This is a genomic window from Enterovibrio norvegicus, from assembly GCF_002876705.1.
Classification (GTDB): domain Bacteria; phylum Pseudomonadota; class Gammaproteobacteria; order Enterobacterales; family Vibrionaceae; genus Enterovibrio; species Enterovibrio norvegicus_B.
Window position 1 is genome coordinate 20,900 of the sequence record NZ_MDAG01000057.1, and the last position, 15,732, is coordinate 36,631.

The window sequence follows — 15,732 nt, forward strand, 5'->3', positions numbered from 1 at the left end:
CAGGACCCAGGACCCAGGACCCGCTCTAAAGCAAACTCATCTGGCTCGAATTGTCTTCCGGTAACAGAGGCGCCAGTGGTGGCAGTGCGATTTGCTTGCTGAGCAAATCATAGAAGTGTGCTGCTAACTCTGGCGCTTGATCGTTATTCGCCGTGTGTATCATCAGATACGGCGTTTTTCCTTCCCCAATCCATTGCGGTATCTTTTTTTGCCAGTTAGCAAAGAACGCATCGTTTCGCTCCAGCGTTGGGTCACCAATGAATCTGACCATGGGTGTATTGGCGGTGGAAATAGCGTGAACCGGAACGTGAGGTTTCTTCTGCTGTGCATCAAGTAATGCGTCGGTATCTGGCGGCACTGCAAAGACAGGGCGGCTGTCCATGATGATGCGATCAGCGCCTCTTTCCAGCAACATACCATTCAAAGCGCGTTCTTCTTCGCCCTTGGCGAAAAACGCAGGATGACGTACTTCCACGCCAATGTTAAAAGACGCTGGCATACCGTTTAGAAACTTTTGTAAATCCGGCAAAGATTCAGGGCCGAACGCGGCGGGCAATTGAATTTTCCAAAGTCCGATGCGTGAATGCAGCGGTGCCATCAATGAAATGAATTCCGACACCATTTCGTCAGAGTGACGCAGCATTAGCTGATGAGTGACCGCTTGCGGAAACTTGAAGGTAAATTCAAATGCATCGGTCGTTGCCGCTTTCCAGTTGGCAACGGTCGCGTGGGAAGGGCTGGCATAGAAAGTAGTATTGCCTTCTACCGTGTTAAACACCTCTGCATACCGTGCCAAACGTTCACCACTCTTGGTGCCTGATGGATAGAACTTACGTTGCCATGTGTTGTGCGACCATTGCGTCAGTCCAAGGCGAAGTGGTGGCGTGGTAAGTTGGTGCAGTGGTGTAGTAAGCATCGTATCCCTTCGATTTTCTTTTTGCCTATTTTGGTCTTCTTGGCATTCCGGGGTCAATCCTTGTTCGTTTTTTGGTCGATTGCGATCTTTTCTGACTTTCATCTCGCTACGATTTCCCGCAAGGCCAATTTTTCCTTTATAATGCTGCGTCATTTTGAGGTATTTTTACTTTGGCGTGAGTGAACACTCAGGCGGAAGTTTGCAGAAGTATCTGCACAACCATATTTGTAGCTTTGCGCTTAATAGCGCAATAGGACAGTCAGTAACAGATCGGGAAATTCATATGCGCACCCAATATTGTGGTCACCTGAACAAAGCCCTCGTAGGGCAAACTGTAGAACTTTGCGGCTGGGTAAATCGCCGTCGTGATTTAGGCGGTCTTATCTTCATTGATATGCGTGACCGTGAAGGCGTGGTTCAGGTGGTGGTTGATCCGGATATGAAAGACGTATTCGAGGTTGCTAACAAACTGCGTAACGAATTCTGTATCAAATTTACCGGTGAAGTGCGTGCGCGCCCAGACAGCCAAATCAATAAAGACATGGCGACAGGCGAAGTAGAATTGCTAGCGACTGGTTTGGAAATCATCAACCGCGCAGCGCCATTGCCACTGGACTTCAATCAAAACAACTCAGAAGAACAGCGTCTGAAGCACCGTTACCTTGATCTGCGTCGTCCAGAAATGAGCGATCGCATTAAGCTGCGTGCAAAAGCATCAAGCTTTGTTCGTCGTTTTCTTGATGACAATGGCTTCCTAGACATCGAAACACCTGTACTGACAAAAGCAACGCCAGAAGGTGCGCGTGACTACTTGGTGCCAAGCCGTGTTCACAAAGGCAGCTTCTACGCATTGCCACAATCACCTCAGCTGTTCAAACAGCTTCTGATGATGTCTGGTTTCGACCGTTACTACCAAATCGTTAAGTGCTTCCGTGATGAAGACTTGCGTGCTGACCGTCAGCCTGAATTTACCCAAATCGATATCGAAACTTCATTCATGAACGCTGAGCAAGTGCGCAGTGTAACTGAAAACATGGTTCGCGATATGTGGCAAGAATTGCTGAACGTGGATCTGGGCCAATTCCCGATCATGTCGTTCGAAGAAGCGATGCGCCGTTTCGGTTCAGACAAACCAGACTTACGTAACCCGCTAGAAATGGTGGACGTTGCCGACATTCTGAAAGACGTTGAATTCAAAGTGTTCTCTGGCCCTGCAAACGATCCTAAAGGCCGTGTTGCGGTTATTCGTGTACCAGGCGGTGCTGAGCTTTCTCGTAAACAAATCGATGACTACACCAAGTTCGTTGGTATTTACGGTGCGAAAGGTTTGGCATGGATGAAGGTTAACGACCGTGCTGCAGGCATGGAAGGTGTTCAATCACCGGTTGCTAAATTCCTGAACGAAGACGTTGTTAACGCCATTCTTGAGCGCACAGGTGCTGAGTCTGGCGACATCATTCTATTCGGTGCCGACAGCAAGAAAGTCGTAACAGAAGCGATGGGCGCACTGCGTTTGAAGCTAGGCACTGACATGGGTCTAACGGATAAAGCTGCGTGGGCACCACTTTGGGTTGTTGACTTCCCTATGTTCGAAGAAGACGAAGAGGGTAACTTGCATGCAATGCACCACCCATTCACGTCGCCTTTGGGCATGACGGCAGAAGAACTTCGTGCAAACCCTGCGACAGCGATTTCTAACGCTTACGACATGGTACTGAACGGCTACGAAGTGGGCGGTGGTTCTGTGCGTATTCACAACTCCGACATGCAAACCGTAGTGTTTGACATTTTGGGTATTGAGTCTGGCGAGCAGAAAGAAAAATTCGGCTTCCTGCTAGAAGCATTGAAGTACGGTACGCCGCCACACGCTGGTCTAGCATTCGGTCTTGACCGCCTTGTTATGCTGCTTTGTGGCACTGAAAACATCCGTGATGTTATCGCGTTCCCGAAAACCACGGCAGCAGCATGTTTGCTAACGGATGCGCCAAGCCTTGCTAACCCAGCATCGCTTGAAGAGCTTGCGATTGCAGTTACCGCCGCAGCGAAGAAGAACGAAGAAAACGACGCATAAGTCGACCTCATCTTCTAACAATAAGGCCAGATTATCTGGCCTTATTTGTTTCTATACCCAAACAAACTCTCGCCGAACAAGCATCTTGAGGTTGTTTGGATATAATCCAAGCAGATATGGGTGTTATCTCAGACATTTGTGTTCTGTTTTGCTATAAATCCAAGAACTAACGTAACAACTTCAGTGGCGTGTCGGCCGCTGACAAAGGAGTGAGAAATGGCAGGTCACAGTAAATTCGCCAACATCAAACACCGCAAAGCTGCGCAAGATGCCAAGCGCGGCAAAATCTTCACCAAACTCATCCGTGAAATCACCGTTGCTGCAAAAGAAGGTGGCGCAGAGCCTGAAAATAATCCGCGCCTGCGTGCAGCCATCGATAAAGCCCTGTCGAATAACATGACGCGTGACACTGTTAACCGCGCTGTTACGCGTGGGGCTGGCGGTGAAGGCGACGAGGGCATGGAAACCGTCATCTATGAAGGTTACGGCCCTGCTGGTACCGCTGTGATGGTGGAATGCATGACGGACAACCGCAACCGCACGGTGTCTGGTGTGCGTCACGCGTTTTCTAAAGCGGGTGGCAACCTAGGTACTGATGGCAGTGTAAACTACCTGTTTGACAAGAAAGGTGTGATTTCTTATGCACCAGGCTTAGACGAAGACGAAGTAATGGAAGCGGCACTAGAAGGCGGCGCTGACGACGTTGAAACACACGATGATGGTTCAATGGACGTTTACACAACGCCTGCTGAGTTCGGCGCGGTGAAAGATGCATTGGATGCTGCGGGCTTTGAAGCACAAAACGCAGAAGTGACGCTGGTTCCTTCCACCAAAGCAGATTTAGACGAAACCACAGCACCTAAGCTGCTTCGTCTGATTGATGCACTTGAAGATTTGGATGACGTGCAAGAGGTTTACCACAATGGTGATATCTCTGACGAAGTCGCAGCAACATTGGAATAAGTATTCGTGGCAATTATTCTCGGGATTGACCCGGGCTCGCGGATCACAGGCTACGGCGTGATCCGCCATCAAGGTAGACACCTTGAGTATCTTGGCAGTGGCTGCATTCGCACTGACTCGGAAGATTTGGCAGGACGACTCGGTCAAATTTTCGCAGGCGTCAGTGAAGTCATCACCCAATTTCAGCCAGATACTTTCGCCATTGAGCAAGTGTTCATGGCCCGCAACGCGGATTCAGCCTTAAAGCTGGGCCAAGCACGTGGCGCAGCCATGGTTGCAGCAGTGAATGCTAACTTGCCTGTGAGTGAGTATGCGGCGCGTCTCATCAAGCAATCGGTTGTTGGTAATGGCGGTGCCGATAAGAAGCAAGTGCAGCACATGGTTGTACACATGCTGAAATTGCCCTCCACACCACAAGCCGATGCCGCCGATGCGCTTGCAGTCGCTATCTGTCATGCCCACACCAACCACACGCTGGTGGCCATGGCAGGCAAAGCAACCAGCGCAAGGCGAGGGCGTTATCGCTAACCAATTTCATCCCTCATTTTAGAAAGCAGCTTAGGCTGCTTTTTTTGTGTCTAGATTTAATGAAACAACACGTTTAACCCTTGGTAACAACACAGACCTATTCTCAGTGATAAGCGATTTTCTGATGTCGCTGTATGTCAGACTGGCACTGACCAAAGCATTAAGCTGAATAGAAATCATCATTTATTGTAATGAGTTGTAGAAAAGGACGGTCTAGTTATGAGTCATGATTTGGAACAGATGAAGCAAAGCGCGATTGCGTTCTACAAAACCGCATATTTGGGAGAGCCTGCAAAAGCGGTAGAGCGTTATGTCGGGGATGAATACATCCAACACAACCCGCTTGTAGGTGACGGTAAACAAGCATTTATCGACTACTTTGAGGAAATGGCGAGGGATTACCCCGAGAAAGACATTGAGTTTGTTCGTGCCATTGCACAAGGAGATTTAGTGTCACTTCATACGTTGCAAACATGGCCAGAGAATGTTCAATACGTCACCATGGATTTCTTCCGTTTTGATAGTAACGGCAAAATAGTAGAGCACTGGGATGCAATCCAAGAAGTGCCAGCCGAAACCAAAAATGGCAACACCATGTATTGAGCATTTTTAGCCGATATAGAAAGTAAACAAGGATGTTAGGAAGCACATTTCTCACTTGGGGAAGTGGCGAAATATGTGTTCTTTCCTATCGTTAAAGTACTTAATTTCAGGGTGTTATAAGGCGGAATAATAATGAAATATGTGAAATGGGGTTTGTGTATCTTCATCGCGTTTGTGTTTGTCCAATCGCTGTTCTTCAAGTTTACAGGTTCGCCAGAAACCACATTTATTTTTGGCACATTGGGTGAGTGGTCTGGGCTTGCTTGGTTTGGTCAGTACGGCGCTTACATGGTGGGTATTGCTGAGCTTATCGCATCAATTTTGCTGTTCACACGTCTACATGCACTAGGCGCGTTGATGGCGGTCGGCACCATGACCGGTGCAATTTTCTTCCACCTCTTCACGCCAATCGGCGTTGCGCAGCCTGCGTTTAATGAAGTGGGTGAAGTTGTCGGCAATGACGGTGGTACATTGTTTGTGATGGCGTGCTTGGTGTGGCTATCAGCGGCGTTTTTGCTGTATCAATCACGCAATGGCGATCAAGAGCAAGTGGACTAACGCTAGCCAACTAACGCGAAATTTTTACTGTCGAATGAATCGCCCCTTGGGTATTCGCGGTCGAACCTAACGAAGAAACACAATTTCGCCCCTGATATGGTCATAATTGGAGACACATATCAGGGGTGAGTGTTTGAGACAATCCAAAAATAATCTTATCGACCTTGATACGAAGTAGACAGTAATGCGTATAAACCTCAGCAACTTGAATTGGTTTGCGTATAGTAAGCACATTACTCGTAGAAAGGACTCGCCGTGCCAACGTCCAATTTATCTTCTCCTCAAAGTACGCGTTCTGTTTTGACATGGATTGCGAGCTTTCTTGCGCCCTATCGTTCGCGTGTGATCGGTGCAGTATTCTTCCTCATGCTCGGTTCGCTCAGCTGGCTGGCTCTCGGCCAAGGCGTCAAACTCATCGTCGATGATGGGTTCTTGACGGGCAACGCATCGCGCCTTGATCAAATGATGTTGGTGATCCTCGCGATTACCTTTGTCAGCGGTATTGCGACCTTCTTCCGTTTTTATCTTATGAGTTGGTTAGGTGAACGTGTCAGTGCAGATATTCGCATTAAGGTTTACCAACAGCTCTTGCACCTATCCCCAACATTTTACGCCAAAGAACGCACGGGTGAGGTGATCAGCCGATTTACGGCAGATACGACGTTACTGCAAACCGTGGTGGGGTCGAGCTTGTCGATGGCACTGCGATCTGCTGTTTCTGTCACAGGTGGCTTGATCATGATGGCAGTCACTAGCTTAACGTTAACGGGATTGGTGTTGTTAGCTGTGCCTGTCGTGTTGGTGCCCATTGGGGTGTTAGGGCGTAAAGTGCGCCAGTTAGCCAGAGTGAGCCAAGACAAGGTGGCGGATCTCGGATCGCACGTTGATGAAACCCTTCATGAAATACGCACGGTTCAATCTTATGGTCACGAAGAAGCCGACTCTGTGCATTTTTCTTCTCGTGTTGAAGCGGTAATGAGCGCAGCGAGATTGCGTATTCGCTACCGTGCTTCTTTAATGGCCTCTGTGGTATTGCTCAGCATTGTTGCCATCATTCTCGTCACCTGGCTCGGCGCGTTAAATGTGTTGGATGGTTCGCTGACAGCAGGTCAGTTGTCTGCCTTTATGTTTTACGCCTTGCTGGTAGCAGGGGGCGTGGCAACCATCAGTGAAGTCATTGGCGACATTCAACGTGCGGCGGGTGCAACAGAACGTTTGATAGAGCTTTCGCGCATGCAATCTGATATCCAAGACCCTGCGTCTCCGGTTGATTTTCCGGTGCATGCGAAAGGCAATCTGACGTTTTCTGATGTTTCATTTACCTATCCTGGTGATGAAAATCTTCCTGTCTTTTCATCACTGTCGTTTGATGTCAAAGCGGGTGAGCGTGTGGCCTTGGTTGGGCCAAGTGGTGCAGGGAAAAGCTCTGTATTTACGTTGCTTCAACGCTTTTTCGACATTCAACAAGGGCAAACCTTGTTAGACGGTGTGCCGCTGAAAGACATGTCGTTGAAATCGCTTCGTGACCAGTTTGCATTGGTGCCACAAGAGTCGGTAATTTTCGCAACCAACGTCTTAGAAAACGTGCGATATGGCGCGCCAGATGCGAGCGAAGAAAAAGTGATTGAAGCGTGCAAAGCGGCGCGTGCTCATGAATTCATTGAAGCCTTGCCTAACGGATATCATACAGAGCTTGGTGAGCGCGGAGTGCGTTTGTCGGGAGGGCAAAAACAGCGCATTTCCATTGCGCGCGCGATTCTGGCTGACCGTCCTATTTTGCTTTTAGATGAAGCAACCAGTGCATTGGATGCCGTTAGCGAGCATCAGGTGAAACAAGCTCTGGATACCTTGATGGAAGGGAAAACTTCGTTAGTGATTGCTCACCGTCTTGCAACTGTTGTGAATGCTGACCGTATTTTGGTGCTTGATGATGGTCAGTTAGTCGCAAGTGGCTCTCATCAGGAATTAATGGAAACCAGCGCTTTGTACCGTGAGTTTGCGTCGCTGCAACTTGTTGCCTCGGAAAGCACTATCGCCAAATAGTGTGATGTTGCTGTCCGTACGCTAAGTGAATAGCGCGGCGACAATTGCCGCGTGCATTGCATTGCGATACCGGATAAATGTTGAAGATTTTCTCGCATCGAGATATGCATTCAAGTGCGTTGCAGTGACTTTGTTGTACCTTGTTGAGTCTGATGGAGTAGCGAAGGACGGGTAGCGTTGGTTTATTCCAAAGTTGCTTGAGTAAAAGCTGTCCACGAAACGTATAGAATAATCACAAGGGAAGTAACATGAAGAAAATGTTCGCTATGTTAGCGGTAGTATTTTTTGTCGCGGGTTGTTCACCAGAAGTTGGTAGTGACGATTGGTGCAAAGAACTAAAAGAAAAGCCAAAGGGTGATTGGTCCGCCAATGAAGCAACAGATTTCGCTAAGCACTGTGTGTTCTAAGCGTGACGTTTTCGGTATTTAGAAAAGGTAGGGTTTGTACCCTACCTTTTTTCTTTTCTGATGCTGAATCACCGAGGGGAGATTACAACGAAACCGCTGTGTCTAACGCCAAATCTATCATGTCGTTTAGCGTGGTAACGCGATCTTCTGCGCTTAACCCTTCGTGACGAATGATGTGGTCGGTGACGGTGCAGATCGCCAGTGCACGAACACCAAACTCTGCCGCCAAGCTATATAAAGCGCTCACTTCCATCTCCACGCCATATACGCCGTATTTCGCAAGCAGAGGATAGAAATCTTCATCAGGACGGTAGAACATATCTGATGAGAAAACGTTACCGACTTTGGTAGACAGCTGTTTTTCTTTCGCTAAATCAACAGCCGTGCGCAGCATGTCGAAGTTAGCCAGCGCTGCGAAGTCATGGTCGCGCAGGCGGGTACGGTTCATTTTAGAATCGGTCGATGCGCCCATGGCGATCACCAGGTCCATCAATTGAACGTCGTCATGGATCGCACCACAGCTACCAATACGGATAAGGTTCTTCACGCCGTAATGGTTGATCAGCTCATGAATATAGATAGACGCGGATGGTGCGCCCATGCCATGGCCCATGACAGACAGCTTTTTGCCTTTGTAGAAGCCAGTGAAACCTAGCATGCCGCGAACATCTGTTACTTGAACAGCATCTTGAAGGAAGTTCTCTGCAATGTATTTCGCACGTTGCGGATCGCCCGGCATTAGGATGGTTTCTGCAAAATCGCCTGGGTTGGCATTGATGTGTGGTGTTGCCATTTTAACTCCTAAAAGATAATGTTGTGCCGCGCTCACTCTAGGGGGTAGAGCGCCACATAAAAAGGACACTTGTCCGTATCCAAACCTATCCATGCCACAAAATGGAGCTTTGCCTTAGCGACTCACGGAAAAGAGTCATTCATGGTCAATGATGAATCTTTTACCTTATGTCTTTGCAGGCTCAATCTTCGCTTTATCACACTCTTTTGGCATTGCCTTGTTGTCGACCTTTCAGGTTTCATGTGGGTGAGACGTTTCTCACTCAAGGGGAAACGAGCCACTCTTTATATCTGGTGCATGACTGTGATTTCTCTGTGTCATACCTCACTCCAACGGGGAAGCGCTATATCGTTAGCTCACAGAAGGGATTTACCGGTGTTCTGGGGGAGATGGAAGTGTGTCGACCTGAAGGACGTTACGTCTTTTCGGTGACCGCCTTATCGTCCGGCAGTGGTTTTCAGATCAGTCGCCAAAAACTGATCGAGGCGCTGGCAGCAGACCCTAACTTGGGGCTGACTTTTATTCAGTTAGTCTCAGCACGGTATGAAGAGTCTATTGGTCATACGTTGAACAATCTGCTGTATAGCCTGCGTTTTAACATTATTCGTCATTTGCTGAAAAAATCAGAATTGGCGAACGGAGACTGGTTTGAGTTTAAAACCGATCAACATGCCGGTGAGTTAGGTTCAACGCCGAGGGCGTTTCGTCGCGTGATGAAAGACTTGGTGGACGAAGGTGTTGTCGATAAGAAGCGCACCTCTTACCGTGTGGCAATGCCTGACGCATTAGCGGCAGAGCTTGAGGCTGTGAGTTAGCAAACGTTTTCGTAATTAATGACAATCCTCTCAGTTTCGCACTTCTCTTCATGGTTTCTGGCGAAGCAATAGCCAAAAGGGACAAGTGTCCTTCTTTTCATTCTGCACCAGCGATACAAATCCGCTGGTTGCAGCACACCCTTTGTGTTCTGCCTTTTTTCTCCTCCTGTCCGCACTTTAGAGAGAACGCAGTTTATGAGCATTTTGATGAGTCTCATTGGTATGGCATCCCTGATCGGTATCGCCATTTTGCTTTCCAATAACCGTAAGAAGATTAACGTTCGTACCGTTGCTGGTGCGCTTGTCATTCAAGTCGCCTTTGGTGCGTTTGTTATGTACGTACCGTTTGGACAGGCCATGTTGCAAGGCATCGCAAATGGCGTCGGCAGCGTTATTAATTACGCGAATGACGGCCTGAGTTTTACCTTTGGTGATCTCGCTAACTACAAAGTGGGCTTTGTTTTCGTTATCAACGTGCTTTGCGTTGTGATTTTTATTTCTGCGCTTATCTCTGTGTTGTATTACCTCAAAATCATGCAGAAAGTGATCGCAGTCATCGGCGGTGCGCTACAAAAAGTGTTGGGCACAAGCCATGCCGAATCTATGTCAGCAACGGCCAACATCTTTGTCGGGCCAATTGAAGCCCCCTCGCTGGTTCGCCCGTTTGTACCTAGCATGACGCGCTCTGAGTTATTCGCCGTGATGGCAGGTGGCTTAGCGTCGGTGGCAGGTGGCACCATGGTCGGTTACATCAATCTCGGTATTGATGTGAAATACATTCTGACGGCATGTTTTATGACAGCACCTGCGGGCTTGTTGTTTGCGAAACTCATGTACCCAGAAACGGATACACCGAAGAAAAACCTCGATAAGATCATTGAGAAAAGTGATGACCAGCCTGATTCATTGCTTGATGCGATCACACAAGGGTCGATGATTGGACTTCAACAAGTGGCGTGTGTAACAGCGTTACTGATTTCATTTGTTGCGCTCACCGCATTACTGAACGGCATTATCGGTAGCCTTGCTGCGCTGGTAGGCTTTGACGGTGTGACGGTGCAATTATTGGTGGGTTACTTGTTATCACCGCTAGCATTTTTATTGGGTGTGCCATGGGATGAGGCAGTAACAGCGGCTTCGTTGATTGGTCAGAAGATCGTGATTAACGAATTCGTGGCTTACGTGAGCTTCCTTGATGTGGCTGACCAGCTTTCAGATAAAACCCAAGCCATCATTATTTTCGCATTGTGTGGTTTTGCGAACATCGGTTCATTGGCCATGGTGATTGGCGGGCTCAGCGCCATGTGTCCTGATCGCCGAAAAGAACTGAGCAAAATTGGTGGTCGAGCGCTTATCGCCGCAATTTTGGCGAACTTGATGAGCGGTACCGTGGCTGGTTTGTTGGTGTCTATCGGCGGGTATATCTAACGCTTTTTGTTTTCGAACCGCGTGAATAGTGAAAAGCGAGCATGGCTCGCTTTTCTGCGTTTAGGGAGAGAGAAAAGAAATAAGCATATCGATGCTCATGGCGTATTTAATAACAATACCAACACTAAATGTGCTGTGAGGTGATCGTGAACGTGGTTAACCCCGTTACAACCTAGAACCGTGTCACCCCATGACACAGATTTAGGAGGCGAGAATGTCAGAACTCGCGATAGACCTTGCTCGGATACAATTCGCATTTACTGTGTCCTTTCACATCATCTTCCCCGCCTTTTCTATTGGGCTTGCCAGTTACATTACGGTGCTTGAAGCGCTGCACCTTAAAACGCGGGACCACCAGTATTTGGAACTCTCTAAGTATTGGACCAAGATTTTCGCGGTGACCTTCGGCATGGGGGTCGTCAGCGGCATTGTTATGAGCTACCAATTCGGGACCAATTGGGGGGTGTTTTCTGACAAAACCGGCCCCGTACTTGGCCCCTTGATGGGATATGAAGTGCTCACGGCGTTTTTCTTGGAGGCGGGTTTTCTCGGTATCATGCTTTTTGGACGTGGGCGAGTGGGAGAAAAGCTGCATTTTCTCGCTACAGCAACCGTGGCATTCGGCACCTTGCTCTCCGCGACCTGGATTTTAGCGGTAAATAGCTGGATGCAAACGCCAGCAGGTTTCGCATACAACGATTTAGGTCAATTTATTGTCACCTCCTGGTGGGACGTGATTTTTAATCCATCCTTCCCATATCGCTTAGTTCATATGGTTATCGCCGCGTATTTGACGACAGCCTTTGTCGTCGCGGGTGTGGGTGCGTGGCATTTATTGAAAGCGCCGCACAATGAACTGGCGCGTATCAGTTTTTCCATGGGTATGTGGATGGCGGTATTGGTGACACCGATTCAAATCGTTGCTGGTGACTTGCACGGTCTAAATACGCTTGAGCATCAGCCAATGAAAGTGGCAGCGATGGAAGGCCATTTCGAGACACAAAAAGGTGCGCCGTTGATTCTGTTTGGTCTTCCGAATGAAGAAACAGAAACTATCGATTACAAAGTCGCGATTCCTTACCTCGGTAGCATCATTCTGACACACAAAGTCGACGGTGAAATCAAAGGGCTGAAGTCAGTACCTAAAGAGGAGAGACCACCTGTGGCTATCGTCTTTTGGAGTTTTCGCATCATGGTGGCGATCGGTTTTCTGATGCTGGCCATCGGTCTGATTTCGGTGTGGCTGCGACGTAAGAAAGCCCTCTATGAAACGCCTTGGTTTTTGAAGCTCTGTGTATGGAGTGCACCGTGTGGGTTTGTGGCGATACTGTCAGGCTGGATCACCACGGAAGTAGGGCGTCAGCCTTACACCGTTTATGGACTGCTCACCACGGCAGAATCTGTTTCTCCGATTGATGCCAGTGCTGTTGGCGCTTCGTTGGCGGTGTTTGTGGTGGTGTATTTCGCGATATTTGGTGCGGGTATCTACTACTTACTGAAGCTCATGCGTAAATCCCCAAGTAAATATGAGCAAGACATGGATGTGCGTGTGGTGACGAGGTTGTCCCACGGGCAGCTCGGAAAGGATAAAGACGGAAACCCTATTGCCGCTCCTCTGGGGCCAGAGGATCCACACGCAGGGGAGGAGAGATAATGGATTATGCATTGCTATGGGCTGGCATCATTGCGATCGCCGTTCTTCTCTATGTCATTTTGGATGGATTCGACTTGGGCGTGGGTATCTTGTTTCCCACGCTGAATGACGCAGAAAAAGATGCGGCCATGAATTCCATCGCACCCATCTGGGATGGCAATGAAACATGGCTGGTGTTAGGGGGAGGCGGCCTGTTTGCCGTATTCCCGCTTGCGTATTCTGTCATTATGCCCGCGGTGTACGCGCCCATCATCGCCATGTTGATAGGGCTTATCTTTCGCGGGGTCGCCTTTGAATATCGCTACCGAACAAAAGCAGGAAGGTATTTGTGGGATTGGTCGTTCTTTGGCGGCTCGTTCGTGGCGACCTTTTCTCAAGGCATGATTCTCGGTGCGTTATTGCAGGGCATCAGCGTAGAGGGGCGGCAATATGCGGGCGGTTGGTTTGATTGGCTAACACCCTTCACCGTATTTTGCGGTGTCGCGGTGACCTTTGGTTACACGCTGCTAGGTGGATGTTGGTTGCTGATCAAGACCTCGGGTTCGATCGAACAGAAACTCTATGCGCGGTGCAAACAACTTACCTTGGCATTTCTTGGTTCGATCGGATTGGTGAGTATTTGGCTCCCGTTTATCTCCCAAGAAATCGCAGCACGATGGTTTACCTTCCCTAACGCCGCGGCGTTCTTCCTCATCCCCATCATCTCAGCGTTTGCGGCGTTTAAGTTGTGGCGCTCGCTGCACAGCGAAAAACCACTCAGCGCCTATTGCTGGACCTTGGTCATTTACCTCATGGCATTCGCAGGTTTTGCTATCAGCATCTTCCCATACATGGTGCCAAGGGCCTTTACGCTATGGGAGGCGGCGGCGCCAGAAAATAGCCTCAAGTTCTTGTTTGCTGGCGCGGCGTTTTTGCTGCCCATCATCATGATTTATACCGCTTACTCGTACTGGGTATTCCGTGGGAAAGTGAAAGCAGACGAGGGATACCATGAGTAAACAAACAACCTCATTGCTTTGGTTCATCGGTTTATGGCTGGTGGGGGTCGCCAGTGTTTCTCTGCTGGCTTACTTCATTAAGTGGACAATGAAACTGGTAAATCTGGCTTGATCGCGCTGGCATTTCTGTTGGCGCTTAGGCATTAAAACTGGATATCTATCCAGTTGTTTATTATCCTAACGGCAATTAACACCAAAAATACGAGTCCACACTGTGATTGGTCGATTACGCGGAATCCTGCTTGAAAAACAACCCCCTGAAATCCTTTTAGAAGTAAACGGCATTGGCTATGAAGTCAGTATGCCGATGAGTTGCTTCTATGAACTTCCAGATGCAGGGGAAGAAGCCATTGTTTATACCCATTTCGTGGTGCGTGAAGATGCGCAGCTGCTTTATGGTTTTAACACAACGGTAGAACGCGCATTGTTCCGCGAAGTCATTAAAGCTAACGGTGTTGGGCCTAAATTGGGTCTTGCTATTTTGTCTGGTATGACGGCCACCCAGTTTGTTGACAGTGTAGAGCGTGAAGACGTATCGACATTGGTGAAAATTCCGGGTGTCGGTAAGAAAACGGCAGAGCGCTTGGTGATTGAAATGCGTGACCGTTTGAAGAACTGGCATGCCTTTGATTTACTCACACCACATGCTGATGCAGCTGCGCGTCGTGACAGCGGTACAAGCACCGTGGTTGCAGCGTCAACAAACCCGAAAGATGAAGCCATGAGTGCATTGATTGCGCTTGGCTACAAAGCAGCACAAGCTGAGAAAGTCGTGAAGCAAGTTGCTCACGATGGCATGACCAGCGAAGCCATCATCCGCGACGCACTGCGTTCGATGGTGTAATGGAGCCAATGAGATGATTGAAGCTGATCGCCTAATAAGCTCAGTGCCGCCAATGAAAGAAGATGAGATCATTGACCGTGCTATTCGACCTAAGATGTTGGAAGACTATAAAGGTCAGGATCACGTTCGCAGTCAAATGGAGATCTTTATTCATGCGGCAAGAAAGCGTGAAGAAGCCCTCGACCACTTGCTGATTTTTGGCCCGCCAGGTTTGGGTAAAACCACCTTAGCGAACATTGTTGCTAATGAGATGGATGTGAATATCCGCACCACCTCTGGCCCAGTGCTTGAGAAAGCCGGTGATTTGGCAGCATTGCTAACGAACCTTGAACCTCACGATGTGCTGTTCATTGATGAAATCCACCGCCTCAGCCCCGTGGTTGAAGAGGTGTTGTATCCAGCCATGGAAGACTACCAGCTGGATATCATGATCGGTGAGGGGCCAGCAGCCCGTTCCATCAAAATTGATTTACCGCCATTTACGCTGGTGGGTGCAACCACCCGTGCTGGCTCGCTAACCTCGCCACTGCGCGATCGTTTTGGTATCACGCAGCGTCTTGAGTATTACAACGTTGCCGACCTGAAAGGCATTGTTCAACGAAGTGCAAACTGTTTGAACTTGGTTGTTGATGAAGAGGGTGCTTACGAGATTGCGAAACGTGCGCGCGGTACGCCACGTATTGCAAACCGCCTTCTGCGCCGTGTGCGTGATTATGCTGAAGTAAAAGCCGATGGCGATATCAACGCAGAGATCGCGTCGAAGGCGTTGGACATGTTGGACGTTGATAGTCGTGGTTTTGACTATATGGACAGAAAGCTACTGAAGTCGATCATTGAAAAGTTCGACGGCGGCCCGGTTGGCCTCGATAACCTAGCCGCAGCGATTGGTGAAGCAAAAGACACAATAGAAGATGTGCTTGAGCCTTATTTAATTCAACAAGGTTACCTGCAGCGTACCCCTCGAGGGCGTATTGCCAGCCAACGTGCCTATTTGCACTTCGGGTTTGATTTGCCTGAGTAAGGTTGTGCAACCAAAAATGATAGTCAGAAGCCAGCAATCGCTGGCTTTTCTGTGTCTGTCGTTTAGCCTTTTCTGCTCTTCCTGCTCTTC

The 15,732-nt window shown here is 48.8% G+C and carries 16 protein-coding genes; 14 read left to right on the top strand and 2 right to left on the bottom strand.

The features are described from left to right. Positions 1–25: 25 nt before the first annotated feature. Positions 26–916, bottom strand: a complete 891-nt coding sequence (locus tag BCT27_RS19640; protein WP_102319127.1) for a DUF72 domain-containing protein — start codon at positions 914–916, stop codon at positions 26–28. Positions 917–1,199: 283 nt separating this feature from the next. Between BCT27_RS19640 and aspS the strand changes: the two genes are divergently transcribed. The 7 genes from aspS (at position 1,200) to BCT27_RS19675 (ending at position 8,089) form a co-directional block, all read left to right on the top strand. Beyond that, positions 1,200–2,987 (top strand): aspartate--tRNA ligase, encoded by a 1,788-nt coding sequence (gene aspS, locus BCT27_RS19645; protein ID WP_102396542.1) that lies wholly within the window; start codon positions 1,200–1,202, stop codon positions 2,985–2,987. 216 nt (positions 2,988–3,203) lie between these two features. Next, on the top strand, positions 3,204–3,950 hold the full coding sequence (locus BCT27_RS19650) for a YebC/PmpR family DNA-binding transcriptional regulator (protein ID WP_102319122.1): 747 nt from the start codon (positions 3,204–3,206) through the stop codon (positions 3,948–3,950). 6 nt (positions 3,951–3,956) lie between these two features. Then, the gene (gene ruvC, locus BCT27_RS19655; RefSeq protein ID WP_102319121.1) at positions 3,957–4,478 is read left to right on the top strand and encodes a crossover junction endodeoxyribonuclease RuvC; all 522 of its coding nucleotides are present in this window, start codon (positions 3,957–3,959) and stop codon (positions 4,476–4,478) included. A 219-nt stretch (positions 4,479–4,697) separates the two neighbouring features. Further along, entirely contained in the window at positions 4,698–5,081 is a 384-nt protein-coding gene (locus BCT27_RS19660; protein WP_102319120.1) for a nuclear transport factor 2 family protein, read from the top strand. A gap of 132 nt (positions 5,082–5,213) precedes the next feature. Next, positions 5,214–5,639, top strand: a complete 426-nt coding sequence (locus BCT27_RS19665; RefSeq protein WP_102396543.1) for a hypothetical protein — start codon at positions 5,214–5,216, stop codon at positions 5,637–5,639. A gap of 255 nt (positions 5,640–5,894) precedes the next feature. Next, positions 5,895–7,682, top strand: coding sequence for an ABC transporter transmembrane domain-containing protein (locus BCT27_RS19670; protein WP_102396544.1), 1,788 nt, complete (start codon positions 5,895–5,897; stop codon positions 7,680–7,682). 248 nt (positions 7,683–7,930) lie between these two features. Beyond that, a complete protein-coding gene (locus BCT27_RS19675; RefSeq protein ID WP_016961277.1) occupies positions 7,931–8,089 on the top strand; it encodes a DUF3012 domain-containing protein in 159 nt (52 codons plus the stop codon). Between the two features lie 82 nt (positions 8,090–8,171). Here the strand turns inward: BCT27_RS19675 and deoD are convergent, their stop codons facing one another. After that, the gene (gene deoD / locus BCT27_RS19680) at positions 8,172–8,882 is read right to left on the bottom strand and encodes a purine-nucleoside phosphorylase (RefSeq protein ID WP_102319117.1); all 711 of its coding nucleotides are present in this window, start codon (positions 8,880–8,882) and stop codon (positions 8,172–8,174) included. A 242-nt stretch (positions 8,883–9,124) separates the two neighbouring features. Between deoD and BCT27_RS19685 the strand changes: the two genes are divergently transcribed. From BCT27_RS19685 to ruvB, 7 genes are all read left to right on the top strand, one after another. Then, the gene (locus BCT27_RS19685) at positions 9,125–9,697 is read left to right on the top strand and encodes a Crp/Fnr family transcriptional regulator (RefSeq protein WP_133153388.1); all 573 of its coding nucleotides are present in this window, start codon (positions 9,125–9,127) and stop codon (positions 9,695–9,697) included. A gap of 195 nt (positions 9,698–9,892) precedes the next feature. Continuing rightward, the gene (locus tag BCT27_RS19690; protein ID WP_102319115.1) at positions 9,893–11,125 is read left to right on the top strand and encodes a NupC/NupG family nucleoside CNT transporter; all 1,233 of its coding nucleotides are present in this window, start codon (positions 9,893–9,895) and stop codon (positions 11,123–11,125) included. A gap of 214 nt (positions 11,126–11,339) precedes the next feature. Next, complete coding sequence (locus BCT27_RS19695) at positions 11,340–12,779, top strand: cytochrome ubiquinol oxidase subunit I (RefSeq protein ID WP_102391765.1); 1,440 nt, start codon at positions 11,340–11,342, stop codon at positions 12,777–12,779. Then, positions 12,779–13,777, top strand: coding sequence for a cytochrome d ubiquinol oxidase subunit II (gene cydB, locus BCT27_RS19700; protein WP_102396545.1), 999 nt, complete (start codon positions 12,779–12,781; stop codon positions 13,775–13,777). Before BCT27_RS19695 ends, cydB begins: the two co-directional genes overlap by 1 nt. Beyond that, entirely contained in the window at positions 13,770–13,889 is a 120-nt protein-coding gene (locus tag BCT27_RS19705; RefSeq protein WP_102396546.1) for a DUF2474 domain-containing protein, read from the top strand. The genes cydB and BCT27_RS19705 overlap by 8 nt, the downstream gene beginning before the upstream one ends. Positions 13,890–13,991: 102 nt before the next feature. Further along, the gene (gene ruvA, locus BCT27_RS19710) at positions 13,992–14,621 is read left to right on the top strand and encodes a Holliday junction branch migration protein RuvA (protein ID WP_102391767.1); all 630 of its coding nucleotides are present in this window, start codon (positions 13,992–13,994) and stop codon (positions 14,619–14,621) included. Positions 14,622–14,634: 13 nt separating this feature from the next. Beyond that, a complete protein-coding gene (gene ruvB / locus BCT27_RS19715) occupies positions 14,635–15,642 on the top strand; it encodes a Holliday junction branch migration DNA helicase RuvB (protein ID WP_017013960.1) in 1,008 nt (335 codons plus the stop codon). Positions 15,643–15,732 lie beyond the last annotated feature (90 nt).

Excerpts from the sequence above, each read along its gene's own strand:
- BCT27_RS19640 (WP_102319127.1), bottom strand. The coding sequence starts at position 916 with ATGCTTACTACACCACTGCACCAACTTACCACGCCACCACTTCGCCTT.
- deoD (WP_102319117.1), bottom strand. The coding sequence starts at position 8,882 with ATGGCAACACCACACATCAATGCCAACCCAGGCGATTTTGCAGAAACC.
- BCT27_RS19665 (WP_102396543.1), top strand. The coding sequence starts at position 5,214 with ATGAAATATGTGAAATGGGGTTTGTGTATCTTCATCGCGTTTGTGTTT.
- cydB (WP_102396545.1), top strand. The coding sequence starts at position 12,779 with ATGGATTATGCATTGCTATGGGCTGGCATCATTGCGATCGCCGTTCTT.
- BCT27_RS19650 (WP_102319122.1), top strand. The coding sequence starts at position 3,204 with ATGGCAGGTCACAGTAAATTCGCCAACATCAAACACCGCAAAGCTGCG.
- ruvB (WP_017013960.1), top strand. The coding sequence starts at position 14,635 with ATGATTGAAGCTGATCGCCTAATAAGCTCAGTGCCGCCAATGAAAGAA.
- aspS (WP_102396542.1), top strand. The coding sequence starts at position 1,200 with ATGCGCACCCAATATTGTGGTCACCTGAACAAAGCCCTCGTAGGGCAA.
- BCT27_RS19695 (WP_102391765.1), top strand. The coding sequence starts at position 11,340 with ATGTCAGAACTCGCGATAGACCTTGCTCGGATACAATTCGCATTTACT.
- BCT27_RS19690 (WP_102319115.1), top strand. The coding sequence starts at position 9,893 with ATGAGCATTTTGATGAGTCTCATTGGTATGGCATCCCTGATCGGTATC.
- BCT27_RS19705 (WP_102396546.1), top strand. The coding sequence starts at position 13,770 with ATGAGTAAACAAACAACCTCATTGCTTTGGTTCATCGGTTTATGGCTG.
- BCT27_RS19675 (WP_016961277.1), top strand. The coding sequence starts at position 7,931 with ATGAAGAAAATGTTCGCTATGTTAGCGGTAGTATTTTTTGTCGCGGGT.
- BCT27_RS19660 (WP_102319120.1), top strand. The coding sequence starts at position 4,698 with ATGAGTCATGATTTGGAACAGATGAAGCAAAGCGCGATTGCGTTCTAC.